Origin of the sequence: Streptomyces sp. CA-288835 (genome assembly GCF_050936385.1) — a bacterium.
Taxonomy (GTDB): domain Bacteria; phylum Actinomycetota; class Actinomycetes; order Streptomycetales; family Streptomycetaceae; genus Streptomyces.
Genome location: NZ_JBNJMW010000001.1, coordinates 7,553,895 through 7,578,005, shown reverse-complemented (window position 1 = coordinate 7,578,005; position 24,111 = coordinate 7,553,895). Strand labels below are relative to the sequence as shown.

Below are 24,111 nucleotides of genomic sequence, written 5' to 3'. Positions count from 1 at the left end.
TCGCCCTGGTCACAATTGCGAGTCATCGCGGGGCGAGGCCGTGGAGCGCGTAGTCGACGAGGGTCTCGACGTACTCGTACGAGATCGGCCCCGTGCGCTGGAGCCAGCGCTGGGCGAGGGGCGAGACGAAGAGCTCCAGGGCGATGCGGGGGTCGATTTCGGGGCGTACGGCGCCCTGGTCCTGGGCGGCGCGCAGGCGTTGGACGTAGAGCTGGAGCGAGGGTTCGAGGAGCTTGGCCACGAAGACGGCGCCGAGTTGTTCGTTGACGACTCCCTCGGCGGCCAGTGCGCGGCTCGGCGCCTCGAACCGGGGGTTGAGTAGTTCGTCGACGGTGGCGCGCAGCACGAATTTGAGGTCGGCTGCGAGGTCGCCGGTGTCCGGGAACTCGAAGGGCGCCTGCCCTTCCTTCACGGCCAGTTCCGAGGCCTGCTCGCTCAGATCGAGAAAGGCTTCGAGGAGTACGTCGGCCTTTGACGGCCACCAGCGGTAGATCGTCTGCTTGCCGACTCCGGCGCGGGCGGCGATGCCCTCGATGGTGGTCTTGGCGTAACCGACCTCGCCGACGAGGGCGAGGGCGGCGTCGTAGATGGCACGCCGGGATCGCTCGCTGCGGCGGGTGGAGTTGGGGGCGGGCTTCTGCGAGGGCTGGGCGGACTTCTGGGCCATGCGCCGAATTTACCAGCTTGGCAAGACGTGGCGTCTCGCCACGGGCCGCCTCCGGCGCGGGGGTTTCGCCCCCGCCGCCCCTACCCGTCCCATACCAAGGGGCTCCGCCCCTGGACCCCGCTGGGGGCTGCGCCCCCAGACCCCCTCGGGGCTGCGCCCCTGACCCCCCACGGGGCTCCGCCCCGGACCCGGCCATGGGCTGCGCCCCTGGACCCGCTCGGGGCTCCGCCCCGGACCCCGTTTCGGGGGCCAGCCCCCGAACCCCCGCTCCTCAAACTCCCCCAGCTACCGCTGGGAGGTGCCCCCAAGGGGCTGAATTTTTGCGGCCGGGCCGAATTTTCGCAGCGGGGCTGAGTCTTCGCGGCCGAACTTTTTCAGCGCAGGCCCGCATCAACCAGCCCGTCCGGCGTTTGAGGACGAGGCCGCCAGGCCGATGCGGGGTCTGGGGCGGCAGCCCCAGCGGGGTCCAGGGGCGGAGCCCCAGGTGGGGTTCGGGGCAACGCCCCGAGGATGGGACGGGTAGGGGCGGCGGGGGCGAAACAAACCCCGCCGCGAGTCGGCGCTACGCCCCCGAGGGAGGCCACGCGTCTCCCCAGTCCGCGTCGCGAGCCGCCCGGTAAAGCGGGCCATGGCGCTTCGTCACCGTCTCCCGCCGCAGGCGCTCCTCGGTCTCGCAGAGGTCGAGGAGCACCTGACCCTTGCGGATCTGCGGTCGGCGGACCACTCGGGCCGGAGCCGGAGTCGTCGGGAAGCGGGCGGCGGCTACGTAGCTGAACTTCTCGTCCTCGTAGGGCAGGGAGCCGCCCTTGACCTGCCGGTGCAGGGAGGAACGGCTGACCCGGGCCGAGAAGTGGCACCAGTCCTCGCCGGGGACGATGGGACAGGTCGCGCTGTGGGGGCAGGGGGCCGCGATGTGGAAGCCGGCGTCGATCAGGCGGTCGCGGGCCGCGATGACCCGGGCGTAGCCGTCGGGGGTGCCCGGCTCGACGACCACGACCGCCTGGCCGGAGGCCGCGGCGGCGTCGACGACGGCGGCACGGTCGCCATCGGTCAGCTCACCGAGCACGTACGAGATCGTCACGAGATCAGCGCTCTCGATCGTGAGCGCCGCTCCAATGCGAGAGCGCTGCCACTCGGCCGCCTTCAACTCCGGGTTGGCGGCGGCGATCTCACGCCCGACTGCCAGCGCGGGCTCGGCCCAGTCGAGCACGGTAACCGCCCGCTCCCCCGCCCAGGTGGCGCTCACGGCCCAGGTCGCCGCCCCGGTCCCGCCTCCGACATCCACATGACCGGCGGGTACCCACCCGGGCACCGCCTCCGCGAAGGCCTCCAACGCCGAGCGCACCGCCTCGTACGTCGCCGGCATCCGGTACGCCGCATACGCGACCACATCGGAACGATCCCGCAACACCGGCGCATCCGTCGGCGTCCGCCCCCGATAGTTCGCGATCAACCGCTCGACCGCCTGCGCGGCCACCCGCGGCGGCAGTCCGTCGACCAGCCCGGCCAGGGCGGTGCGCAGGGAGTCATCAGGGGATAGTGGGACGTTCACATGGTGATTCTAGGGTTGGGGCCACGACGGTTGAGGCCGCGACGACGACCGAGAGCAGTCCGGGAAGGACAGGCCGACATGATCATCTTTGGCACCAAGGGATACCTCTACCAGCTCGCGATACTGACGGTGATGTGCGGCAGCTGCGGCAACCCCGCCGCGCACACCCTCAAGAAACGCGTCACGAAGTTCACCCTGTTCTTCGTGCCGCTGTTCCCGTTCTCGACGAAGTACATGACGCAGTGCACCTTCTGCGGCGCGGAGACGAAGATCACCAAGGAGCAGGCGGAGCAACTGCAGGCACACGGAACGAACGGACCCGGCGGCCAGGCGTACGGACAGGGCCAGCCCCACCAGCAGCAGCCGTACCAGTCCTGAGGAGCCGAAGGAACCGAGCGGACTCGGACAGACCGCTCAGCCCTCCCCGCCCTTCAGCAGGTCCGCATACCCCCGCGCCCGCTCCGACGCGTTGCAGTGCCAGTCGGACAGGGTGCGGTGTTCTTCCGCGAGGGAGGGTTCGGCGGTGGCGAGTTGGTCGTAGATGGTGGCTATCTCGTCGTGGACCTCGGCGATGGCCAGGCGGTTGGCGCGTACCGCTTTCGCGTGGCCGCGGTGGGCAGCGATCACCAGGGGGTCGCCGGTGGGTGAGGCCGCGGGGCCCTGGGCATGCAGCGTGCCGTACTCGTCGTTGAGCTTCGTGGCCCGCGCGTCCAGGTCCATGCGCCGGGTGTGCAGGGCCAGGCCGCGGGTACGCAGGCTGGCCTCGTACGCGTGGGAGCCGGGGAAGCGGACCGCGTCCAGGCCTGAGGTGACCGCGTGCGGACGGTCCGGGCGCAGGGCGGCGTAGCGGGCGTCCGCTTCCGCCGCCACTTCGAGTGTCTTCAGGTCCGGCGGGAGGGCGCTGCGGCCGGTGGCCGCCCAGGCGTGGACGTCGCGGTACCACTTCTCGTGGGCGGACTGCCGGGTGATGCCGGCGGCCTCGCCGATCTGGTACCAGGTGGTGCCGCGTTCGCGTTCGGCGACCACTGCCTCGCGCACCACGTCCTCCGTACGACGCTGGAGCCGCAGCGCGGTGCGCAGCAGGTCACCAGGCTCGGGGTCCGGCTCGACCGGTACGGCATCCAGTACGGCGTCGGCCAGTTGACGGAGCGTGAGGGCCAGGGCGACTCGGGACTCGTCCCGGGGCGACAGCCTGTGGAACTCGGGTGCGGCCGGAGCGGAGGACGCGTCTGCGGCATCGTTCATGCCGTCAGGCTAGCCCTGACGTCCTGCTGTCAAGAGGGACTTGAGGGCTAGGGCGGTTGGGCGCTCACATTCGTTCCGGTGCCGCGACCCCGAGCAACTGGAGCCCGTTGCGTAGCACCAGCCGGCTGGCGTCCGTGAGCCACAGCCGGGCCCGGGTGCGGTCGTCCGGGTCCTCGCCGGCCCGCGGCAGGACCCGGCAGGCGTCGTAGAAGCGGTGGTACGTGCCGGCCAGCTGCTCCAGGTAGTGCGCGACCCGGTGCGGCTCGCGCAGCGTGGCGGCGGTGGCCACGACCTGCGGGAACTCGGCCAGCATTCCCAGCAGGTCGGCCTCCCGCCCGTGGGTGAGCAGGGAGGGGTCGAAGTCCTGCGGTGTGCCCTTCTCGATCCCGGCTTCCTCCGCCCTGCGCTGTACGGCGCACGGCCGCGTGTGCGCGTACTGGACGTAGTAGACGGGGTTGTCGTTCGACTGCCGGGTGAGCAGGTCGATGTCGAGGTCGATCATCGCGTCCACGCTGGCCCGCGCGAGCGCATACCGCGCGGCGTCCACGCCGACCGCCTCGACCAGGTCGTCGAGGGTGAGGACGGTACCCGCCCGCTTGCTCATACGGACCGGCTCCCCGTCCGTGACCAGGTTGACCAGCTGGCCGATCAGGATCTCCAGGTGCGTGTCGGGGTCGTCACCGAAGCAGGCCGCCATGGCCCGCATCCGGCCCACATAGCCCGCGTGGTCGGCGCCGAGCATGATGACGACCCGCTCGAAGCCCCGGGACCGCTTGTTCAGGTAGTACGCGCAGTCCGCGGTGAAGTACGTCCAGGACCCGTCGCTCTTCATCAGAACCCGGTCCTTGTCGTCACCGAAGTCCGTGGTGCGCAGCCAGACCGCGCCCTTGTCCTCGAAGACGTGACCGCCCTCCCGCAGGCGGGCGACAGCAGCGTCCAGGTCCCCCTGGTCGTGCAGGTCCTTCTCGTTGAAGTAGACGTCGAAGCGGGTACCGAACGCGGCGAGCGACGTCTTGATCTCGTCGAACATCAGCGCCGTGCCCTCCGTCCGGAAGGCGGCAAGGGCTTCGGACTCCGGCAGTTCCAGGGTCGCGGGCCGCCGACGCAGTACCGCTGCGGCAATCTCCTCGATGTACGCCCCGCTGTAGCCGTCCTCGGGCACCGGCGAGCCCTGCGCCGCGGCGAGCAGCGAGCGCGCGAAACGGTCGATCTGCACGCCGGCATCGTTGAAGTAGTACTCCCGCGACACGTGTGCGCCCGCTGCCTCGAGCAGCCGGGCGAGCACATCGCCCACGACCGCCCACCGGGCCCCGCCGATGTGCACCGGCCCGGTGGGGTTCGCCGAGACGAACTCCACATTGAGCCGAAGGCCTTCGAGCCGGTCCGTGCGGCCATAGGCGTCACCGGCCAGGACGATGTCGCGCGCGAGGGCGCCGATCGCCGCGCTCTCCAGCGTGATGTTGAGGAATCCGGGGCCCGCGACCTCGGCCTTCGCTACTCCGGCGGCCGCGCTCACCAATGGGGCCAGCACTTCGGCGACGGCACGGGCTGGCAGACCCGCGGACTTGGCGAGTTGCATGGCGACGTTGGTCGAGTAGTCGCCGTGGCTGCGGTGGCGGGGGCGCTCCACGCGGATCTCCTTGGGCGCCTCTGCTGAGATGCGTCCGGACTGGATGGCCGTGTGTACGCCGTCGGAGATGACGGCCGCGAGATCTGCTGGAGTCACGGCGGCGACGCTACCGGGGCGGACGCCGCAGGAGACACCGATTATTCGGGCGGAGCCCCAGCCCCCTCGAACCACGTCGCTCATCCCGCTCGCCCGGACTGCTCGATGCAGCGGCGGGTCGGCGGTGGCGCTCCACCATGACAGCCTCGCCCATTCGCCGGGCAGACTCCCTCGAGGCGGTGTGACGGCGTTCGCCGCCGCAGAGGACGGGCCGACGACGTTGCGGTGATGCTGCCGCTTCCCCTGAGGGAGTCGAAGCTGCTTTGCCGGCCCTCTGGCGGTACCTGCGGCCCAGGGAATACACGTCGCCACACGTCGTGTGCGTGGCGAACGGCAGCCCGCAATCGGGGAGCGGTCATCATTCCCCTTGGCAGACGCCCTCGACAGCGACCTTCTGATACAGGTGCGGGTAGGCGACGGTGCCGGCAGGGTAGCCCGCCAGGTGCGCAGCGAACTCCGGCGTGCCGAGCGCTGCACGGAGGTGCTCGGTGGATTTCCAGACCGCGACGTTGGTGAAAAGCCGGCTGCCGCCGATGCCCCGGTACAGCTGCACCGAAAGAAGGCTCCCCGACTTCTTCATGTACTCCGCGTCGTCCGCCCAGGCGGCCACCACCTCGTCTTCCTCGCCTTCCGGGGCGACAAACGTGTTGATGATGGTGACCGGGCCGGCCTTCTCCTTCTGCTGCTCGCGGAAGGGGGTGGACTCGTCGAGGTTGCCGAACTTGAGCATGATTCCTCCATGAACTCGAGGGAAAGTGGTGGGCGGTCCGGGTAAGGGGCTACGCCGCCGTTCGCTGCGTGGCCCCACCCGTGGTGCGCTTTCAGGCGTTGCGCTTGCCGAGGAAGTCGGTGATGAGCTGCAGCCACTCCTCGGTCCGCTCCAGCATCGGCAGGTGGCCGGTGGCGATTTCCGCGAGTTGGGCGCCGGGGATGGTCTCGGCGAGGTGGCGGTGCAGGGCGGTGGAGACGAGGCGGTCGTCGGTGGTCGAGACGACCAGGGTGGGGACCGTGATGCCGGTGAGGTCGTCCCGGACGTCGACCTGGCCGACGAGGTCGGTCTGCTCGGGGCTGCCGTCGGCCGCACTAGCGGCGGTGTAGCCGAGGGTCTGCTGCAGTTGCTCGGCCGGCATCGACTCCAGTGCCTGGGTGCCGAGGGCCATCATGAGGAGGAATTCGGCGAGCAGCTCGCGGTCGCCGGACGCGGCGATCTTGCTCTGGATCGAGGAGGCGAGAGCGAGCCGGTTGTCGCGGTGCGGGAAGGCGGCGGTCAGCACGAGTGCGGTGACGCGCTCGGGGTGGCGGGCGGCGGCGCGGATGGCGACCGGGCCGCCGAGGGAGTAGCCGGAGACGGCGAAGCGATCGAGGCCCTCTGCGTCGGCGGCGGCGACGAGCTGGTCGGCGAGGTCGTCGACGGACAGCGGGGTGGTGGAGCGGGGGGTGTCGCCGCTGCCGGGGTAGTCGATGCCGACGACGGTGTGGCGGGCGGCGAGGGCTTCCAGGACGGGGCCGTAGGTGCCGGCCAGGCTGCTGCCGGCGCCGTGGGCGAGGAGCAGGCCAGGGCCGGAGCCGAGACGCGTGCGGGCGAAGGTGGGTGCGGTGAGGCTGCGAGGTGACATGGCCGGTCTGCCTTTCGAATGCGTCGACACGCAAGAATCATCCAGTGCGTGTGATTACTTCCTCAGGTTTATCACACGTCACGTATGATTCGGGCCTGTGACGTCAATCACACGCGCCGTATGATGTGCCGTTAGGCTGGCGGCATGAAGCAGCCCCTCCATCGCCGCCAGCCAACCCCGGGCAACCCGCGCGTGCAGCGCACCCGCAACCGCGTACTGGCCGTCGCGCGAGAACTGCTGCCCCAGGTCGGACCGGCCGGCCTGACCTATGCCCTGCTGGCCGAGCGGGCAGACGTCACCCGCCAGACCCTCTACCGGCACTGGCCCACCCGAGCCGCACTGCTCTTCGACCTCATCCTCGAAGGCCCCGACCTCGGCACCTACCCCGAACCGGGCAGCGACGTGCGTGACGTGGCCACCGCCTGGCTGAAGAGCCTGCGCGCCGGCGTCAGCGTGCCGGCCGTGCGAACCGCGGCCCTGGCCGTCACCGCCCAGGCCGACCACGACCCCGACAGCGCCCAGGCACTCGTCCGCATCGGCGAGGACCGCTACACCGGCTTCAACAGACTGCTGGAACCTTCGGGCATCCAGATCAGCGAAGACGAGTTCACCCTGCTGTACGGGCCCGTCCTCGCCCGGCTCTTCCTCGACCGCGGCCAGGTCACCGACACCTTCATCGACACTGTCGTGGCCCAGTGGCTCACCACGTTGCAACATGCCGACGCACCCCAGGACTCCCGGTAGCACTAGCCGAGCTCTTGACGAAGGCCAACCGGAACAACCGCGTTCAGGCAGCGAAACCGGAGTCGTGTCAACCCGTCATCGCCCCCGCCGAGTCCGGGACATACGCCGGGCCAGATCCGCACCGGTGAACCGTGGATCGCTGTGGACCGCGATCAAAAGGCACGGTCGGCCGACCGTGCCGGTGCGGTCGATCACCGACCTGAGCGAGGCCAGGAAAGGGGCGCCGATCCGGCGATCGGCTTCATGGAAGCTTCATGCGCTGAGTGGTACGTGCCTTATGAGGCGGCTGTTGTCTGGCGGTCATGCACGCACTCCTCGTCCCGCCGGTGGACAGCGTTGACCACCCTGCTGTGCGGCACCTGACTACGGCGGTTCCCACCGCGCTGTCCGGTTCCGTCGTGGTCGGCGCGTTCCTTCGTCTGGAGCCGGCCAGACACGTGGACCCCGTTGGGCCGGCGGTCGGCGAGTACGCGCTGCATGAAGGAAACGCCGGCCTGTTCACGGCCTGTGTGGAGTCTGCGGCGGCGGGGTCGGCGGCGTTGCTCGCGGGTCCGCTTCACAGCCGACTGCCGGCCGGCGCGGCTACGTCGGCGCCATGGAGTTCCCACGCATGCGCACCGCATGGGCCTGCTGGCGGCGACCGGCCCGGCCGAGGAGTGACTTACCCGCTGGCACTCCCCGATCGGCGTGGACCGCGCGCACGCACGCCCGTGGAGACAGCGGTCTCCATTACGGCGAGGGCGGGGGCGGTCGCCGCCCAGCCCAACCAGGACACCGGCCCGCCCCGTTTGGCACGGCACCGGCCCCATCCACCGTCCTGCGCAGACCCTGCCCGGCCTGGCGACGACGCCGTGGCGCACACACATACGACCTGACTCCCACACAGAACGAAGAGGGGCACTGGAAATGAACCTGCGACGGAACATCTCGCGTCGAAGGATGATCGAAGGGGCATCGGCCGCGGCGCTTGTCACGGCGGCGGCGGCCACGGTGCCGGCTGCCATGGCCAGTCCGGAGGCGGCGCCGTCCGGTCAAGGCCTGCCGAAGGGCAACTGGCGTATCGATACCCACGCGCACTACGCCCCCGACGTGTACAACGACTACCTGAAGCGCTATGGCCTGCTCGGCGCCATTACCGGGGCGTACGGTCCGTGGTCGGTCGATCGGCACCTGGCCTTCATGGACCAGTACCGAATCCAGGCCAGCGTCCTGTCGTTCGGCGACCTCCAGGTCACCGTCGGCCCGGTCGACGACCGGCGCGCCACCGCCCGCGCGGTCAACGACTACGCCCGCGACCTGGTGCAGACCCGTGGTGACCGGTTCGGGATCTTCGCGGTCACCCCGATGCCCGACATCGAGGGCTCGGTGGCCGAGGTGGACCGCGCGCTCGGCGAACTGGATCTCGACGGCATCTGCCTTCTCACCAACTACAAGGGCACCTACCTGGGCGACCCTTCCTTCGCGCCTCTGTACGAGATCCTCAATGACCGCGGTGCCTACGTCTACGTCCACCCGACGGGTCCGGAGAACAACCCGGCTCCCAAGCTCTGCTTCGGGCCCGACATCCCGGCCGGGAACAACGTCTTCGAGTACACCTTCGACGCGACCCGCGCCATGACGAGTCTGATCTACAACGGTGTCCTGCGGGACTACCCGAACATCCGCTGGCACTTCACGCACTGCGGCGGGGCACTGCCGTTCCTGGCCTACCGGCTCGCGACCCGGCACTCCGCCTTCCCACCGTTCAACGAGGTGCTGCCGGAAGGCCCCCTCACGTACCTCTCGCGGATGTACTTCGACGACGCACAGGCGTTCACCGCCGCACAGTTGCAGCCGCTGTCGTCGCTGGTGCCCCCCGACCACATCATGTTCGGCAGCGACTGGCCGGCGACCCGCCACCTCTACGCGGCCGACAACGTCGAGACGATGCCCTTCCTCAAGGGCAGCCTGCCGCTTCTCAAGGCAGGCGACCCCGAACCGACCGTCGATGAGGTCTTCAGCCGGCGCCAGCGGATCGCTCTCGAGCGGACCAACGCCCTCGAGCAGTTCCCTAAGCTGCGGGCGCGTATACGCCGCTCCAGCTCGCGCTGAGCCGCGACCGCGCGACAAGCCCGCCGCCCGATGCCCCGCCGACGGGGCGCGGGTGGCGCTCTGTGCAAAGGTCAGCGCCGGCCAGCAGGGGAGGCCGTCGACGGAAATCAGCGTCGGCGCCGGGCAACGCGGCCCGCAGGATGGGGAAGCCGGTTTGCGCAGGTGCGCTTCGTACGTGGCGGGTCGTCTCTCCTGCCGCGCGGAGCTGCAGGGCCTGGTCACCATGGAGGCCGTGGCCGCGGGCAAGCCCGTCGTCGAGGCCGACTCGATGGCGCTGCCGCGCCTGGTCCACCTCGGCCGCGACGGCTACTTCTTCCCGCCCGGTGACGTGCGCGCCGTCGACACCCGCCTCATGGAACTGCTCGACGACCCGGCGGCCAAGCGGCCCGGCGCCGGATGGGCGAGGCCGGCCGGGAGATCGTCGCCGACCGACGTCCCCCGTACGCTGGCCGCATTCGAGGCCCTCTACCTCCATGCCGCCGGTCACACCGCGGCTACGACGGCCCTCCCGATCCCCACGTCGGCGATGGAAAGCGAGCACGATGAGTACGCAGCGCGTTCTGGTCGTCGATGACGAACCCAAGATCCGCATGACCGTGCGCGGCTATCTGGAGGCGGACGGGTTCCACGTCCTCGAAGCCGCGGACGGACCGTCCGCCCTCCAGGCGGTCACCCGTGACCGGCCGGACCTCGTGGTGCTCGACGTGATGCTCCCCGGGCTCGACGGATTCCAGGTCCTGCGCCGCATCCGGGAAGCGAGCCGGATCCCGGTGATCCTGCTCACCGCCCGGGACGAGGAGGTCGACCGGCTGATCGGCTTCACCACCGGCAGCGACGACTACGTCACCAAGCCGTTCAGCCCCCGCGAACTGGCACTGCGCGTACGCGCGATCCTACGGCGCGCCGACAACCGGCCTGAGGCGGCCCACGAGGACGGGGTGCTGCGCTTCGATGGCCTTCGTATCGATCCCGGGACACGGACCGTCCTCGCCGACGCCGACCGGACGGTGGAACTGTCCGCCCTCGACTTCGATCTGTTGTTCGCGATGGCCCGGGTCCCGGGACGGGTCTTCACCCGGCGCGGACTCCTGACGCAGGTGTGGGGCGAGGACTTCTTCGGCGACGAGCGCGTCGTGGACGTACACATCCGTACCCTGCGGCGCGCACTGGGCGACGACGCGAGCGCACCCCGGTTCGTGGGCACCGTCCGCACCATCGGCTACCGGTTCATCGGGCGCCCCGCATAACGGGTCAGGAAGGACACCCACCCATGCCGCCCTCCCGCTTCCCGGCCTACCACAGGTGCCGTGCGCGGCTGCGCCGACTCCAGGAGCGGCTGTCGCTCCGCAACCGGCTGGTGCTCTCGCACGTCATGGTGCTTCTCATGGCACTGGCGGCTATGGCGGCAATCAGCGCGCTGATCGAGGTGTGGCTCGGGTTTGACGACATCGAAGGCGACGTGGTCCTGCAGATCGGCCTCCTGTTCGGCGTGGCCGCGGCCTTCCCGGCGTCCCTCGCCCTGTCCCGGTTTCTGCTGCGTCCGCTCGACAGGGTGCGCGTCGCCACGCGCCGGCTCGCCGAGGGCCACTACGACGACATCCTCGAACTCCCCAGCGAGCCGGGCCTGGCAGCGCTGGTCGAAGACGTCAACACGCTGGCGGCAGCCCTCGCCGACACCGAACGCCGCCGCGCCCGGCTGATCTCCGAGGTCGCCCACGAGATGCGGACCCCCATCACCCTCCTACGCGGCCAGATCGAGGGCGTGGCCGACGGCATCTTCACCCCCGATGAGGCGATGTTCGCCTCCCTCGCCGACGACCTTCACCGGCTGCAGCGGTTGGCAGGCGACCTCTCCAGCCTGTCCCGGTCGGAGGAGGGCGCCTTCGATCTCCACCGCCGGCCCACCGACATGGCCACGGTGGCACGGACGACAGCCGAGCGACTGCGCCCCCAGTACGACGACCAGACGGTGACTCTCGTCGTGGACGCGGGCACCCCTGTCAGCGCCTTCTGCGATCCGGACCGGATCACCCAGGTCCTGGTGAACCTGCTCGGCAACGCACTGGCCGCATCCGATCCGCACGGGCATGTAGCACTGTCCGTGCACACTGAACCGTCTCCCGGCCACCACGTGATCGTCCGTGTCATGGACGACGGCGTCGGCATCGCCGACCACGACCTCGAGCGCATCTTCCACCGCTTCGAACGCCTTGAGCATCCCGGCCGCCCCGCTGCCGCCGGCGGCAGCGGCATCGGCCTGGCCATCGCCCGGGGCATCGCCCGAGCCCACGGCGGAGACATCACCGCGGAATCCGCCGGGCTGGGCAAGGGAGCAACGTTCACCTTGCGCCTACCGCAGGAACCCGCCCCAGGAGGCGGCATGCCTCCGGTCTCCCGCTGACTCCGTCGGCCCATCGGCCCCGGAGGCTTCCTTGCCCACATGGCCGCACACGGGTACGTGGCCCCGCCGCCGGACGAGGCCGCATGGCGCGCGGCACTCGACCAGATACTGGGGCGATAGCAGCGTACGGCCGTCCCTCCGGCCCATCAGCAGGCGCAATGCTCGCTCCGAAGAGCACCGCTCACATCCCCCGCACCGCCCCCGCCAGCCGCGTTCCCGCCGCGGCTCGCGGGCCGTTGTCCGGGGCGGGGCGCCGTCGTGGATGCACCGCGTTCGTCAGCAGGACCAGGAAGGTGTCCGTTGCCGGGTCCAGCACCAGTGACGTACCTGTGAAGCCTGTATGCCCGGCCGCCCCCCGCCCCGCCAACTCCCCCATGAACCAAGGCTGGTCGAGTGCGAAGCCGAGGCCCGGTGGGGTGAAGAGCAGCTCGACGTAGTCGGGGCCGAGGACGCGGGCAGTGCCGTACGAGCCGCCCACGAGTAGCGTGCGGCAGAAGACCGCCAGGTCGCGGGCGGTTGAGAAGAGGCCGGCGTGGCCGGCGACGCCGCCGACGGCCCAGGCGTTCTCGTCGTGGACCACGCCGCGCAGCATGCCGCGGTCCGCCTTGGCCCAGGGTCTTCGCTGGTCCTCGGTGGCCGCCGCAGCCGGGCACGGCCCGAAACGGGTCGCCGTCATGCCGAGCGGCCGGGTGATCCCCTCCCGTACGAGGACGTCGAGCGGGCGGCCGGTGATCCGTTCCAGGACGTGCTGGAGGAGGAGCATGTTGAGGTCGGAGTACGTCTGCTCCTCGCCCGGCTCCGACACCGGCGCCTCCGCCCGCAGCAGGTCGAGCCGTGCCGCGTTGCTGCGGCAGTCGTACAGCGGGAGTTCGGGGCGCAGCCCGGAGGTGTGGGTGAGTAACTGCCGTACGGTGATGCCGTGTTCGGCCGCGGCCGTGAAGTCCGGGAGGTACGCCGCCACGCGCGCGTCGATGCCGAGCGTGCCGCGTTCCAGTTGCTGGACGGCGGCGACGCTCGTGAAGAGTTTGGTGAGGGAAGCGAGGTCGAAGGGCGTGTGCACGCTCGCCGGAACCCATGCGCTGCGCGGCAGCTCGAGGCCGCGGCCGGTGGTCTCGTCGTAGGCGGCGTACCGTACCGCCCAGCCGGCGGCCTCCTCGACGGCGATCACGGGGCCGCGGCCGGCGATCACCACGGCGCCGGCGGCCCAGGGCGGGTCCCCGGTGGTGAGTTCGCGGACCTCCCGTACGAGTTGAGCCAGTTCATCAGGATCGAGCCCGGCACGTTCCGGTGTGCCGGGGCGCAGTCTCGGTGCGCTCAGCTGTCCTCTCCTTTCAGCTCCGCGCGTCGCTGCCAGGGACGGCACAGTCCCATGAAGCAGCCCACGGCCACCAGTGCGCAGGCCAGTTGGACGACGGCCATCGGGACGGCCGTGTGTTCGCCGGCGATGCCCACCAGGGGTGTGGCGATCGCGCCGACGAGGAAGGAGGAGGTGCCGAGCAGCGCGGACGCGGAGCCCGCAGCGTGTGGGGTGCGCATCAGGGCGAGTGCGTTGGTGTTGGGCAGGCACAGGCTCATCGCGGACATCAGCACGAACAGGCCGACGGAGATCGGTACGAGGCCCACCTCGCCGAAGACTCCCGCCGCCATCAGCAGCAGCGCGGCCGACGCGGCGGTGATGATCGCGAGGCCGACCGCGAGCACCTTGTCGAGGCTGACCCGGCCGACGAGGATCTTGCCGTTGATCTGGCCGAACAGCACGAGGCCGACCGAGTTGACGCCGAAGAGGATGCTGAACGTCTGCGGGGAGGCGCCGTAGATCTCCTGGATCACGAACGGCGAGGCCGAGACGTACGCGAAGAGCGCGGCGAAGGCGAAGCCGCCGGTGAGCATGTAGCCGGTGAAGACGCGGTCGGCGAGCAGTCCGCGCATGGTGCGCAGGGCTTCCGCAACGCCGCCGGTGTGGCGTTGTTCGGGCGCGAGCGTCTCGGGCAGGAAACGCCAGACGACGACGGTCAGTACGACGCCGACGGCTGCCAGGATGTAGAAGACGCCCCGCCAGTCGGTGATCCGCAGCACCTGGCCGCCGATGAGCGGCGCGATGATCGGCGCGACTCCGGAGATCAGCATGAGCGTGGAGAAGAACCGCGCCATGTCCACGCCGTCGTACAGGTCGCGTACGACGGCCCGCGCGATCACGATCCCGGCCGCGCCCGCGAGCCCCTGGAGCAGCCGGAAGGCGACGAGGAGTTCGATGGTGGGCGCGAACGCGCAGACGGCGGTGGCGACGATGTAGATCAGCAGCCCCACCATCAACGGCCGCCTGCGCCCCCACTTGTCGCTCATCGGCCCGACGACCAGCTGCCCGAGCGCCATCCCCGCGAGGCACGCGGTGAGCGTCAACTGCACGGTGGCCGCGGGCGCGTGGAGCGCGTCGGTGACCTCCGGGAGCGCCGGGAGGTACATGTCCATGGACAGCGGCGGTACGGCGGTGAGGCCACCGAGGATGAGCGTGACGAGCAGGCCTACGGAGCGGCGGGTGCCCGGCGACCGTACGCCCGGTTCCACACTCGCCCGGGGCGCAGGGATCGCGTCCGCGGCGGCCGCTTCCGTAGCCGAAGCAATCGCCGCGCCTGGCATGTGGCCCTTTACGCCCCCCTGCCCGTCCTGCCCATCCTCGTCCCGCCTCGTACCGCCCTGCTCGGGCATATGCCCCTCCCTGCCGGTTGAACGTTGGACCTATGCTCTCAGCTCGTACAGGGTGGCGAATCACAGATCCGTGGAGCGAGGGGTCGGGGATGGCGGAAGTGGCGGCGGAACGCGTGCGCTGGGGCGTACTGGCGACCGGCGGGATCGCGGCTGCGTTCACGGCGGACCTGGTGGATCTGCCGGACGCGGAGGTCGTGGCGGTGGCGTCGCGGACCGAGGAGTCGGCGAAGGCGTTCGCGGACCGGTTCGGGATACCCAGGGCGTACGGCGACTGGGGCGCCCTCGCGCAGGACGAAGACGTGGATGTGGTGTACGTCGCCACTCCGCACTCGGCGCACCGTGCCGCGGCCGGGCTATGCCTGGAGGCGGGGCGCAATGTGCTGTGCGAGAAGGCGTTCACGCTCAACGCGCGTGAGGCCGAGGAGCTGGTCGCCCTCGCGAAGGAGCGCGGCAGCTTCCTGATGGAGGCCATGTGGATGTACTGCAATCCACTGATCCGGCGCCTCAAGGAACTCGTCGACGACGGCGCCATCGGTGAAGTCCGCACGGTACAGGCCGACTTCGGCCTGTCCGGCCCCTTCCCGCCCACACACCGACTGCGCGACCCGGCACAGGGTGGTGGCGCGCTGCTCGATCTGGGCGTCTATCCGGTCTCGTTCGCACACCTGCTGCTCGGGGAGCCCTCGGAGGTCGTAGCGAGAGCAGTGCTCTCCGACGAGAGCGTCGATCTCCAGACGGGAATGCTGCTCTCCTGGGAGAGCGGCGCTCTCGCTTCATTGCACTGCTCTCTAGTCGGCGGCACCTCCACCTCCGCCTCGGTCACCGGATCACAGGGCCGCATCGACATCCCGTACGGCTTCTTCCACGCAGACCGCTTCGTCCTGCACCGCGACGGCCGCGACCCACAGGAATTCACCGCGGCCGACGCAACAAAGGCCAGCCTCAAACACGAGGCCATAGAGGTCATGCGCTGCCTGCGCGCGGGCGAGACAGAGTCTCCGTTGGTCCCACTGGACGGCACGCTGGCCGTGATGCGAACACTCGACGCAGTACGAAAGCACGTCGGCGTCACTTATCCGGGAGAGGCGTGACCTTTCCGGGGAGGCGTGGCCTTTCCCGGGGAGGCGTGGCCTTCCCGGGGAGGCGTGACCTTTCCCGGGGAGGCGTGACCTGTCCGGGGGAGGCGTGACCTGTCCGGGAGAGGCCAGCTGAGGGAGCGCCCCTTTCAGGCGGGTTCAGCCTGAACAGCGGACGCCCAGGCAAGCGCCCCTTTAGGGGCGCGGGGAACTGCGCGATCAACCACGACGAGCCCGCAGTCGACCATGCACCGCAGTTCCCCGCCTAACCCAGCGGAGCGCCTACGCGGGCTTCAGCCCTTGATCCCCCACCTCGGTGACAAACGACGCGGCGGTCGTGATCGGCGCCCCCGGCGTCGTAACGGCGGACACAGTCTTGAAGTCCACGTTCGCCGCGCCCCGACCAAGCGCAACGGTCACATACCCCCGCTGCCCGTTGTAGTGCTTCATGTGCGGGTTGGCGGCCAAGTACCCCGCCCAGTTCGGCGGCTGAGCAGCCCCGTTCTGCCCGCTGGAGATCGACGTAGTGACGATCTCCGTCCCCACCGTGCGGGAACCCTGGTTGTCGAAGTCCCGCTTGATGTCGAAGCCGTACGACACATGAACGTCACCGGTGAGAACCATCAGGTTCTCCACACCGGCCGCCTCGGCCCCCTTGAGGAGCCGCTCGCGGGACGCCGGGTAACCGTCCCAGGCGTCCATGCTGCGCGTGGTGTTGCCGGCAGTGGCATGGTTGCGGCGGGCGAAGACGACCTGCTGCGGAAGGACGTTCCACAGCGCGTTCGACTGCTTCCAGCCGTCGGTCAGCCAGCGCTCCTGCTCAAGGCCGGGCAGTGTCTGCGACTCGGCCTCGGACTCGGGCGTGGGCGTCTTCCAGCCGTCACCGTTGGCCTGGTTGGTGCGGTACTGCCGGGTGTCGAGGATGTCGAACTGCGCGAGCCGGCCCCAACGCAGCCGCCGGTAGAGCCGCATATCGGGACCCTGCGGCTGCTGCGGACGGCGCAGCGGCTGGTTCTCCCAGTACGCGCGGTACGCGGCGGCGCGGCGCAACAGGAACTCCTCCGGCGGGACATCGTTCTCGGGGTTGTCGTCCGCGTAGTTGTTCTCGGTCTCGTGGTCGTCCCAGGTGACCACGAAGGGGTGCGCGGCGTGCGCGGCGCGCAGATCCGGGTCGGACTTGTAGAGGGAGTACCGCAGCCGGTAGTCCTCCAGCGTGATGGTCTCGCGGTTGAAGATGTCGGGCAGCGTGCGGTCGGTGTAATTGCGGGCGCCGCCGACGGAGTTGACGGCGTACTCGTAGAGGTAGTCACCGACGTGGAAAACGATGTCGACGTCGTCCTCGGCGAGGTGCTGGTACGCGGTGAAGTAGCCGTCGTGGTACGCCTGGCAGGACACGGCCGCCAGCGTCAGTTCGGCTACGCGGGCGCCGGACGCGGGCGCGGTGCGCGTACGGCCGGTCTCGCTGACCCAACGGCCCGTACGGAAGCGGTAGTAGAAGGTGCGGTCCGGGTCGAGGCCGGTCACCTCGACATGCACGGAGTGGTGGAACTCGGGGTGCGCGGCGGTCGTCCCGCGTCTGGCGATCCGGCGGAACTTCGCGTCGTGGGCCAACTCCCACTGCACGGAGACGCGCTGCGGGGGCAGTCCGGAGCCGGCTTCGAACGGGGCCGGTGCGAGGCGGGTCCACAGCAGTACGGAGCCGGGCTGCGGATCGCCGGAGCCGACGCCCAGCGTGAAGGGGTCGTCGGTGATCTTCGCCGCGTCGAGTTCGGCGGCTCCGGCCACGCCCGCGGTCGGCAGGTTGGTGGCGAAGGCGAGCGCGGCGGCGGCGCCGGTGACGGTGAGGAAGCGACGCCGGCCGAGGTGACGGGCGGCGGCGCGAAGCTCGGGGGCGTGCCGTGAAACGCTTTCCTGCGGCGGTAGTTGACGGGCTGCGGGTGTCATCTGGCCCTCCCCTGACGGTTGTTGTACAACGCATTGGAGTGGTCAGGGTCAACGGCAGCCTGTCGCGTACACAACAGACGGATGGCCGAAGGATGAGTTCCGGATGGCGTGCCCTCCCGTACGCTGCGGGCCCATGGACGACATGGACGGCAAGGAAACGAAGATCGCGGTGATCACCGGGGCGGGGTCCGGCATCGGCCGCGCCGTGGCCGTCGAACTCATGGGCAGCGGCTGGTCCGTGGTGCTCGCGGGCCGCCGCGCACACGCGCTGGAGGAGACGGCGGACCTGGCGATCGTCCGGGCGGACGCCCTGGCAGAGGGCGCCTCCCTCTGCGTACGCGCCGATGTCTCACAACCCGACGACGTGGCCGGACTCTTCGCCGCCGTGCGCAGGCGGTTCGGGCGGCTCGATCTGCTCTTCAACAACGCGGGTACGTTCGGCCCTGGCGGCGTCCCGTTCGAGGAACTGCCCTACGACGCCTGGCGCCACGTGGTTGCCACCAACCTCGACGGCGCGTTCCTGTGCGCGCAGGCTGCGTACCGGCAGATGAAGGAGCAGGACCCGCAGGGCGGCCGGATCATCAACAACGGTTCGATCTCCGCGCATACGCCCCGGCCGCACTCGGCGGCATACACCGCGACCAAGCACGCGCTGACCGGGCTCACCAAGTCACTGTCCCTGGACGGCCGTCCGTACCGGATCGCCTGCGGTCAGATCGACATCGGCAACGCGGCGACCGACATGACCGAGCGCATGCGGACGGGAGTACTCCAGGCGAACGGCGAAGTGGTTCCGGAGCCCGTGATGGATGTCGCGGACGTGGCCCGGACGGTGCGGCACATGGCGGAGTTGCCGCTGGAGGCGAACGTGCAGTTCGCGACGGTGCTGGCGACGACGATGCCGTTCATCGGTCGGGGCTGAAGTCGCCGTAAGCGGAATCTGCACAATCGGAATGGAAACATCCGGGGCATTCAGGCCGGTGGCAGGCTTATGCTCGACACTCCTCCACCAGAGCTTCACATTTGGAGCACGAAACTTCCTGATCCACTTTCAAGGGGGATGGGGGGTGGGCAGCCGTTCCGGGCCGCACGGATGGGGGTGGGCTCCCGCGCGGGACCGCGGGAAGACCCGGGCCACGGAACGGCTGCCCCGTATACGAACGCCGATGCCGCCCGCGTGACCAGACGAGTCAGCGGGCCAGGGCTGTGTCCAGCGCCATTGCGCCACACGGGTGACCGGGTCACCCGCCTGTCACCCCCGATGGCGCATGCTGTTTTGAGGACGAGGGCGGTCGCGGCGAGGTGCCGGGTCGCCATTCCTCATTGGAAAGGACACCCCATGGACGAGCAGGGCGAGCGCTTCGATGTCGTCGTACTCGGTGCGGGACCCGGCGGCTACGTCGCCGCCATCCGCGCCGCCCAGCTGGGCAAGCGCGTCGCGGTGATCGAGGAGAAGTACTGGGGCGGCGTCTGCCTGAACGTGGGCTGCATCCCCAGCAAGGCCCTGCTGCGCAACGCCGAACTCGCGCACATCTTCACGCGCGAGGCGAAGACCTTCGGCATCAAGGTCGACGGGCAGGTCTCCTTCGACTACGGCGAGGCCTACCGGCGCAGCCGCAAGGTCGCGGACGGCCGGGTCAAGGGCGTCCACTACCTGATGAAGAAGAACAAGATCACGGAGCTCAGCGGCCGCGGCACCTTCCTCGACGCGCACACCCTCCAGCTGGCCGACTACGACGGCAACACCCGCACCATCTCCTTCGACCACTGCATCATCGCCACCGGCGCCACCCCCAAGCTGCTGCCCGGCACCCGCCGTACGTCGCGCGTGGTGACGTTCGAGGAGCAGATCCTCGCCGAGGACCTGCCGGACTCGATTGTGATCGCGGGCGCGGGAGCCATCGGGGTCGAGTTCGCGTACATCCTGAACAACTACGGCGTGAAGGTCACGATCGTCGAGTTCCTGGACCGTATGACGCCGCTGGAGGACACCGAGGTCTCCGCCGAACTCGCCAAGCAGTACCGCAAGTTGGGCATCGACGTGCTCACCTCCACCCGCGTCGACGCGATCGACGAGTCCGGCCCCCGGGTCCGCGTCACGGTGACGGCGAAGGACGGCTCCCAGCAGGTGCTGGAGGCCGACAAGGTGCTCCAGGCGATCGGCTTCGCCCCGAACATCGAGGGCTACGGCCTGGACAAGACGGGCGTACGGGTCACGGACCGCGGCGCCATCGATGTCGACGGCCGCTGCCGCACCTCCGTCCCGCACATCTACGCCATCGGCGACGTCACCGCCAAGCTGATGCTCGCGCACGCCGCGGAGGCGATGGGCATCGTCGCCGCCGAGACCATCGCCGGCGCGGAGACCATGGAACTGGAGTACGTGATGATCCCGCGCGCCACCTACTGCCAGCCCCAGATCGCCAGCTTCGGCTACACCGAGGCGCAGGCCCGCGAGCAGGGTTACGACGTCCAGGTGGCCAAGTTCCCGTTCACGGCGAACGGCAAGTCGCACGGCCTGGGCGACGCCACCGGTTTCGTGAAGCTGATCAGCGACGGGAAGTACGGCGAACTCCTCGGCGGCCACCTCATCGGCCCCGACGTCACCGAACTCCTCCCCGAACTGACCCTCGCCCAGCAGTGGGACCTGACGGTCCATGAGGTGGCCCGCAATGTCCACGCCCACCCGACGCTCGGCGAGGCGGTCAAGGAGGCGGTCCACGGACTCGCAGGCCACATGATCAATTTCTGAGGGCGGACGCCAGGGGAACTGACCGACGTCAGGGGAACTGACCGACGTTCAGGAGAGCTGACCCGGGCCGAGCGACCGCTTCCGCACCTGCTCCAAGTGGCTCGTGAACACCTCACGAGCGTCGGGTGTCAGCGTGCGCAGCGCGACGGCCGCCGTGATGATCACGTCGCACAGCTCCGACTGCACGTCGTCCCAGGTGTGGCTCGTACCCTTCCGCGGGTTCTGCCCGGTGGCACCGATGACCGCCTCGGCAACCTCACCGACCTCCTCGGAGAGCTTCAACATCCGCAGGAGCAGGGCCTCTTGAGGGGGACGCTCGGGTTGCGCCCGTACGAGCCACTCCTGGAGGCGGCCCACCGTGTCCCACATGTCGTCGTACGTGGCTGGTGTCGCCGTCGCGTCGTGATCGCTCATGGCGGTCAGGGTGCCATGCGCGTCCGCGTGGCGATGGCCGGCTTGCGGACAAGGCCGACGGCCGGGGGGCCGAGCCATCAGTACGCCGCCCCGGCCACCGTCACCTCCAACCCGCCCCCGCCGGAGGCGCACTCACCCCGTAGGAAAAGATCACGCTCGGATCCGACGGCGCCTGGTTCAGTACCCAGAGGCCGATCAGGGTGGCGAGGGTGAAGACCACCGCGATCAGGACGGCCAGGACCACGCGGCGGCGGCGTTCGCGGCGGAGCCAGTCGCCGCGGGCCGTGCGGTAGGCGTCGGGGGCGGCTTGGACCCCGCCGGCGAGCGTTCCGAGCGCTTCGCGGAGGGCCTGCTCCGTACGATCCACTTCGTTACGGTCCACTTCGTTCATCGCCGGGCCTCCATCGCCTGAGTCAGGGCGGCGATACCGCGCGACGTGTGCGTCTTCACCGATCCGGCGGAGATTCCCATCGCGGCGGCTATCTCACTCTCCTTCAGACCGAGCCAGTGCCGGAGCACCAGCGCTTCCCGTTGCCGGGCGGGCAGTTGCTGCAGGGCGTCGATCAGTACGCGCTGGTCGTCGCGGAGCAGCGCCGTGCTCTCGGCGGAGGCGACGACCTCGCTCGGCGGCTGCTGGACGTGCTTGCGGGCGACCTGGAGATGGCGGATGCGCATACGGGTCAGATTGCAGACCGTGGAGCGCAGATACGCCTCCGCCGCCTCGGCGTCTCTGAGACGGCGCCACTTGCGGTAGATCTGGTAGTACGCCTCGGCCACCACGTTCTCCGGGTCGTCGGCGCCGAGGAGGACGGCAAGGCGCAACATCGAGGCGTAGTGCAGCTCGAAGAGGCGGGCCAGGGCGGCCTCCCGCTCGATGTCGGCCGGATCGCTCACGGGCGGGGACAGCACCTCGTCTCCGGTCGGGGCTCCGGCCGGCGGGGACGTCGCCGTCGCGCCGGTGGCGGCGGGTCGCGGGATGCGATCGGTGTCGGCCGGCCGCGGGAAGTGGTCCGTGTCTGCCGGCCGTGGGATGCGGGGATCGGTGACGGCGGCCGGAGCGGCCTGCGGCGCCGGCAGTCGCGTGTGCTGTCTGCGTCTCACGGGTTGCTCGCTCCCGTCTCGGGGCGCCGCCTGACGGTCAGGCGGGACGGTAGGTCGGTGAGGTCGGCGCCGCGCGGGACGCCGAAGCGTTCGAGGGCCGCGGTGGCGGCCACCGCGACGGTGAGGTTGAGCAGCAGGGCGACGAGCCCGGCGTAGATCTCCAGCGGCTGGTCGCCGCCGCCGAACGGAACGATGGACGAGAACCCCTCGCGGACCACCAGGAACGTGCCGGCCACCATGCCCACGGCCCACCCGGCGAGCAGCGCCCGCGGATGCAGCCGGCCCGTGAAGAGCCCTATGGCGACGGCCGGGAAGATCTGAAGGATCCATACGCCGCCGAGGAGTTGGAGGTTGATGGCGTCCTGGTCGCGCAGCCCGAACACGAACGCGACCGCGCCGACCTTCGCGGTGAGCGAGACCGCCTTGGCAATGCGCACCTGTCGTTTGGGCGTGGCGGTGGGGTGGACGTACTCGACGTACACATTGCGTACGAAGCAGGTGGCGGCCGCGATCGACATCACGGCCGCAGGGACCAGCGCGCCCACGGTGATCGCCCCGAAGACGAGTCCGGCGAGCGGGCCCGGCATCAGCCGGTCGACCAGCATCGGTACGGCGGTCTCGGCGCCGCCCTCGGGTGCCCGTACCCCTGCCGCGAGTGCCGCGATGCCGAGGAGGCCGAAGAGGGCGAGGAGTCCCGTCCAGGCGGGCAGCGCGACGGAGACCTTGCGCAGGGTGCGCGGGCTGTCGGCGGCGAAGGAGGCGGTGAGCACGTGCGGGTACATGAGCAGGGCGAGCGCTGAGCCGAGGGCGAGGGTGGCGTAGGCGGGCTGTTGCTCGGGGGAAAGCAGCAGGGCGGAGTCCGCGACGCCGGTGCCCCCGAGCCGTTGTGCTGCGCCGTCGAAGACCGCGCCGGGTCCGCCGAGCCGGGCGAGGACCAGCCAGCACACGGCGGTGAGCGACACGAAGACGGCCACCGCCTTGAACGCCGAGATGACGGTGGGCGCCCGAAGCCCATGCCGGTACGTCGCCACCGCGAGCCCCGCGAACAGCGCGATCAGCACCAGGTCGCCGCTCGCGCCCCGCGGGTATACGCCTCCGGCGGTGAGCACGGCGCGGATGCCCAGCAGTTGCAGCGCGAGGTAGGGCATCGTCGCGAGAATCCCGGTCAGCGCCACCACCAGGGCGAGCGGCGCCGAACCGTACCGCCCGCGCACGAAGTCGCCGACGGTGATGTAGCCGTGCCGGCGGGCCACCGCCCACAGCCGGGTCAGCAGGACGAAGGCGAGCGGGCAGACGATCACCGTGTACGGCACGGCGAAGAAGGCGGGCGCCCCGTTCCCGTACGCCAGTCCCGGTACGGCGGTGAAGGTGTACGCGGTGAAGATCGTGCCGCCGAGCAGCATCCACGTCCAGACGGGGCCCAGGCTCCGGTCGGCCAGCGCCCAGCCCTCCAGGGACGGCAGGCGATCGCTCGGACGCAGCCGGCGCGCGGTGACGGCGAGCAGCGACGCCCCGCCGGTCACGGCGAGAAACGTCGCGGTCATGGCGCTGTCCGCCATGGGTCACCGTCCTTGGTGTGCCTGAGGTCCCATGGCCTGTCCGCCGGACAGGCCATGGCCCGAGCCCTTGCCGGAGAGTTGCGCGGGCGTGCGGTCCGGTTGACACGGGTTTCGGAAAACCGGCGGGAAATCTTCTGGAAATTCCCTGTCAACCACTTCCGGCGGGTGGGCAACTCTTGCACAGACCGACCGCGATCGGGAGAGGCAAGGGGAGAGGAGCGCAGGTCATGGCATCGACCGGCAGCACTGGCCATCAACGGCTACGGCGCTTCGCGATCGCCGTACTGCTTCTCGCGCCCGCCGCCGGACTGCTGTGGGTTCCCTGGTACGCCGGTGCCGAACCGCGGATCGCCGGGACGCCGTTCTTCTACTGGTACCAGCTCGCCTGGGTGCCGGGGTGCGGACTGTGCCTGCTCGCCGCGTACGCGCTGATCAGGCACGACCGCGACGACCAGCACGACCGGCCCGATCCCTGAGCCACCTTCCCGCCACTTCCCCACCGAGTACCGCCCGGCAC

Annotated in this window: 23 protein-coding genes; 10 read left to right on the top strand and 13 right to left on the bottom strand. The window is 70.1% G+C overall.

All coding sequences use genetic code 11. The annotated features are described in order from the left end of the window. Positions 1 to 22 precede the first annotated feature (22 nt). Together ACQEVY_RS34200 and ACQEVY_RS34195 are read right to left on the bottom strand one after the other, a co-directional pair. A complete protein-coding gene (locus ACQEVY_RS34200; RefSeq protein WP_432953234.1) occupies positions 23 to 667 on the bottom strand; it encodes a TetR/AcrR family transcriptional regulator in 645 nt (214 codons plus the stop codon). 562 nt (positions 668 to 1,229) lie between these two features. Beyond that, a complete protein-coding gene (locus tag ACQEVY_RS34195; RefSeq protein WP_432953233.1) occupies positions 1,230 to 2,219 on the bottom strand; it encodes a small ribosomal subunit Rsm22 family protein in 990 nt (329 codons plus the stop codon). A gap of 78 nt (positions 2,220 to 2,297) precedes the next feature. Here ACQEVY_RS34195 and ACQEVY_RS34190 point away from each other — a divergent pair, with 78 nt between their 5' ends. Continuing rightward, complete coding sequence (locus tag ACQEVY_RS34190) at positions 2,298 to 2,597, top strand: zinc-ribbon domain-containing protein (RefSeq protein WP_432953232.1); 300 nt, start codon at positions 2,298 to 2,300, stop codon at positions 2,595 to 2,597. 36 nt (positions 2,598 to 2,633) lie between these two features. Here ACQEVY_RS34190 and ACQEVY_RS34185 read toward each other — a convergent pair whose 3' ends face one another. The 4 genes from ACQEVY_RS34185 to ACQEVY_RS34170 all read right to left on the bottom strand — a co-directional run bounded on the left by ACQEVY_RS34185 (position 2,634) and on the right by ACQEVY_RS34170 (position 6,806). After that, positions 2,634 to 3,464, bottom strand: a complete 831-nt coding sequence (locus tag ACQEVY_RS34185) for a hypothetical protein (RefSeq protein ID WP_432953231.1) — start codon at positions 3,462 to 3,464, stop codon at positions 2,634 to 2,636. Positions 3,465 to 3,528: 64 nt separating this feature from the next. Continuing rightward, the gene (gene argS / locus ACQEVY_RS34180) at positions 3,529 to 5,190 is read right to left on the bottom strand and encodes an arginine--tRNA ligase (protein WP_432953230.1); all 1,662 of its coding nucleotides are present in this window, start codon (positions 5,188 to 5,190) and stop codon (positions 3,529 to 3,531) included. Positions 5,191 to 5,548: 358 nt separating this feature from the next. Continuing rightward, a complete protein-coding gene (locus ACQEVY_RS34175) occupies positions 5,549 to 5,920 on the bottom strand; it encodes an antibiotic biosynthesis monooxygenase family protein (protein WP_432953229.1) in 372 nt (123 codons plus the stop codon). A gap of 91 nt (positions 5,921 to 6,011) precedes the next feature. Continuing rightward, entirely contained in the window at positions 6,012 to 6,806 is a 795-nt protein-coding gene (locus tag ACQEVY_RS34170) for an alpha/beta fold hydrolase (RefSeq protein ID WP_432953228.1), read from the bottom strand. 144 nt (positions 6,807 to 6,950) lie between these two features. Between ACQEVY_RS34170 and ACQEVY_RS34165 the strand changes: the two genes are divergently transcribed. The 5 genes from ACQEVY_RS34165 to ACQEVY_RS34145 all read left to right on the top strand — a co-directional run bounded on the left by ACQEVY_RS34165 (position 6,951) and on the right by ACQEVY_RS34145 (position 12,042). Further along, positions 6,951 to 7,550, top strand: coding sequence for a TetR/AcrR family transcriptional regulator (locus tag ACQEVY_RS34165; protein ID WP_432953227.1), 600 nt, complete (start codon positions 6,951 to 6,953; stop codon positions 7,548 to 7,550). Positions 7,551 to 8,456: 906 nt separating this feature from the next. Beyond that, complete coding sequence (locus tag ACQEVY_RS34160) at positions 8,457 to 9,641, top strand: amidohydrolase family protein (RefSeq protein ID WP_432953226.1); 1,185 nt, start codon at positions 8,457 to 8,459, stop codon at positions 9,639 to 9,641. Between the two features lie 175 nt (positions 9,642 to 9,816). After that, positions 9,817 to 10,215 (top strand): glycosyltransferase, encoded by a 399-nt coding sequence (locus ACQEVY_RS34155; protein WP_432953225.1) that lies wholly within the window; start codon positions 9,817 to 9,819, stop codon positions 10,213 to 10,215. Next, complete coding sequence (locus tag ACQEVY_RS34150; protein ID WP_432953224.1) at positions 10,184 to 10,888, top strand: response regulator; 705 nt, start codon at positions 10,184 to 10,186, stop codon at positions 10,886 to 10,888. Before ACQEVY_RS34155 ends, ACQEVY_RS34150 begins: the two co-directional genes overlap by 32 nt. A 23-nt stretch (positions 10,889 to 10,911) precedes the next feature. Then, on the top strand, positions 10,912 to 12,042 hold the full coding sequence (locus tag ACQEVY_RS34145; protein ID WP_432953223.1) for a sensor histidine kinase: 1,131 nt from the start codon (positions 10,912 to 10,914) through the stop codon (positions 12,040 to 12,042). A gap of 181 nt (positions 12,043 to 12,223) precedes the next feature. Here the strand turns inward: ACQEVY_RS34145 and ACQEVY_RS34140 are convergent, their stop codons facing one another. Together ACQEVY_RS34140 and ACQEVY_RS34135 are read right to left on the bottom strand one after the other, a co-directional pair. Then, positions 12,224 to 13,405: a serine hydrolase domain-containing protein gene (locus ACQEVY_RS34140; RefSeq protein WP_432953222.1), complete on the bottom strand. Its 1,182-nt coding sequence runs from the start codon at positions 13,403 to 13,405 to the stop codon at positions 12,224 to 12,226. Next, a complete protein-coding gene (locus ACQEVY_RS34135) occupies positions 13,357 to 14,748 on the bottom strand; it encodes a Bcr/CflA family multidrug efflux MFS transporter (protein WP_432953221.1) in 1,392 nt (463 codons plus the stop codon). Before ACQEVY_RS34135 ends, ACQEVY_RS34140 begins: the two co-directional genes overlap by 49 nt. An 89-nt stretch (positions 14,749 to 14,837) precedes the next feature. On the opposite strand from ACQEVY_RS34135, the gene ACQEVY_RS34130 reads away from it, so the two are divergent. Beyond that, complete coding sequence (locus ACQEVY_RS34130) at positions 14,838 to 15,839, top strand: Gfo/Idh/MocA family protein (RefSeq protein ID WP_432953220.1); 1,002 nt, start codon at positions 14,838 to 14,840, stop codon at positions 15,837 to 15,839. A 267-nt stretch (positions 15,840 to 16,106) separates the two neighbouring features. On the opposite strand, the gene ACQEVY_RS34125 is transcribed toward ACQEVY_RS34130, so the two are convergent. Beyond that, positions 16,107 to 17,768, bottom strand: coding sequence for an alkaline phosphatase D family protein (locus ACQEVY_RS34125; RefSeq protein WP_432953219.1), 1,662 nt, complete (start codon positions 17,766 to 17,768; stop codon positions 16,107 to 16,109). 142 nt (positions 17,769 to 17,910) lie between these two features. Between ACQEVY_RS34125 and ACQEVY_RS34120 the strand changes: the two genes are divergently transcribed. Together ACQEVY_RS34120 and lpdA are read left to right on the top strand one after the other, a co-directional pair. Beyond that, positions 17,911 to 18,690, top strand: coding sequence for an SDR family oxidoreductase (locus tag ACQEVY_RS34120; protein ID WP_432955552.1), 780 nt, complete (start codon positions 17,911 to 17,913; stop codon positions 18,688 to 18,690). 417 nt (positions 18,691 to 19,107) lie between these two features. After that, a complete protein-coding gene (lpdA, locus tag ACQEVY_RS34115; protein WP_432953218.1) occupies positions 19,108 to 20,520 on the top strand; it encodes a dihydrolipoyl dehydrogenase in 1,413 nt (470 codons plus the stop codon). A gap of 48 nt (positions 20,521 to 20,568) precedes the next feature. On the opposite strand, the gene ACQEVY_RS34110 is transcribed toward lpdA, so the two are convergent. From ACQEVY_RS34110 to ACQEVY_RS34095, 4 genes are all read right to left on the bottom strand, one after another. Further along, entirely contained in the window at positions 20,569 to 20,934 is a 366-nt protein-coding gene (locus ACQEVY_RS34110) for a MazG-like family protein (protein WP_432953217.1), read from the bottom strand. 100 nt (positions 20,935 to 21,034) lie between these two features. Further along, positions 21,035 to 21,325 carry a hypothetical protein gene (locus ACQEVY_RS34105; protein ID WP_432953216.1) on the bottom strand — a complete coding sequence of 97 codons (291 nt, stop codon included), beginning with the start codon at positions 21,323 to 21,325 and terminating at the stop codon, positions 21,035 to 21,037. Then, complete coding sequence (locus tag ACQEVY_RS34100; RefSeq protein ID WP_432953215.1) at positions 21,322 to 22,035, bottom strand: SigE family RNA polymerase sigma factor; 714 nt, start codon at positions 22,033 to 22,035, stop codon at positions 21,322 to 21,324. The genes ACQEVY_RS34105 and ACQEVY_RS34100 overlap by 4 nt, the downstream gene beginning before the upstream one ends. Next, on the bottom strand, positions 22,032 to 23,594 hold the full coding sequence (locus tag ACQEVY_RS34095) for a sodium:solute symporter family protein (protein ID WP_432953214.1): 1,563 nt from the start codon (positions 23,592 to 23,594) through the stop codon (positions 22,032 to 22,034). Before ACQEVY_RS34095 ends, ACQEVY_RS34100 begins: the two co-directional genes overlap by 4 nt. Before the next feature lie 227 nt (positions 23,595 to 23,821). Between ACQEVY_RS34095 and ACQEVY_RS34090 the strand changes: the two genes are divergently transcribed. Continuing rightward, positions 23,822 to 24,070: a DUF3311 domain-containing protein gene (locus tag ACQEVY_RS34090; RefSeq protein ID WP_432953213.1), complete on the top strand. Its 249-nt coding sequence runs from the start codon at positions 23,822 to 23,824 to the stop codon at positions 24,068 to 24,070. Positions 24,071 to 24,111 lie beyond the last annotated feature (41 nt).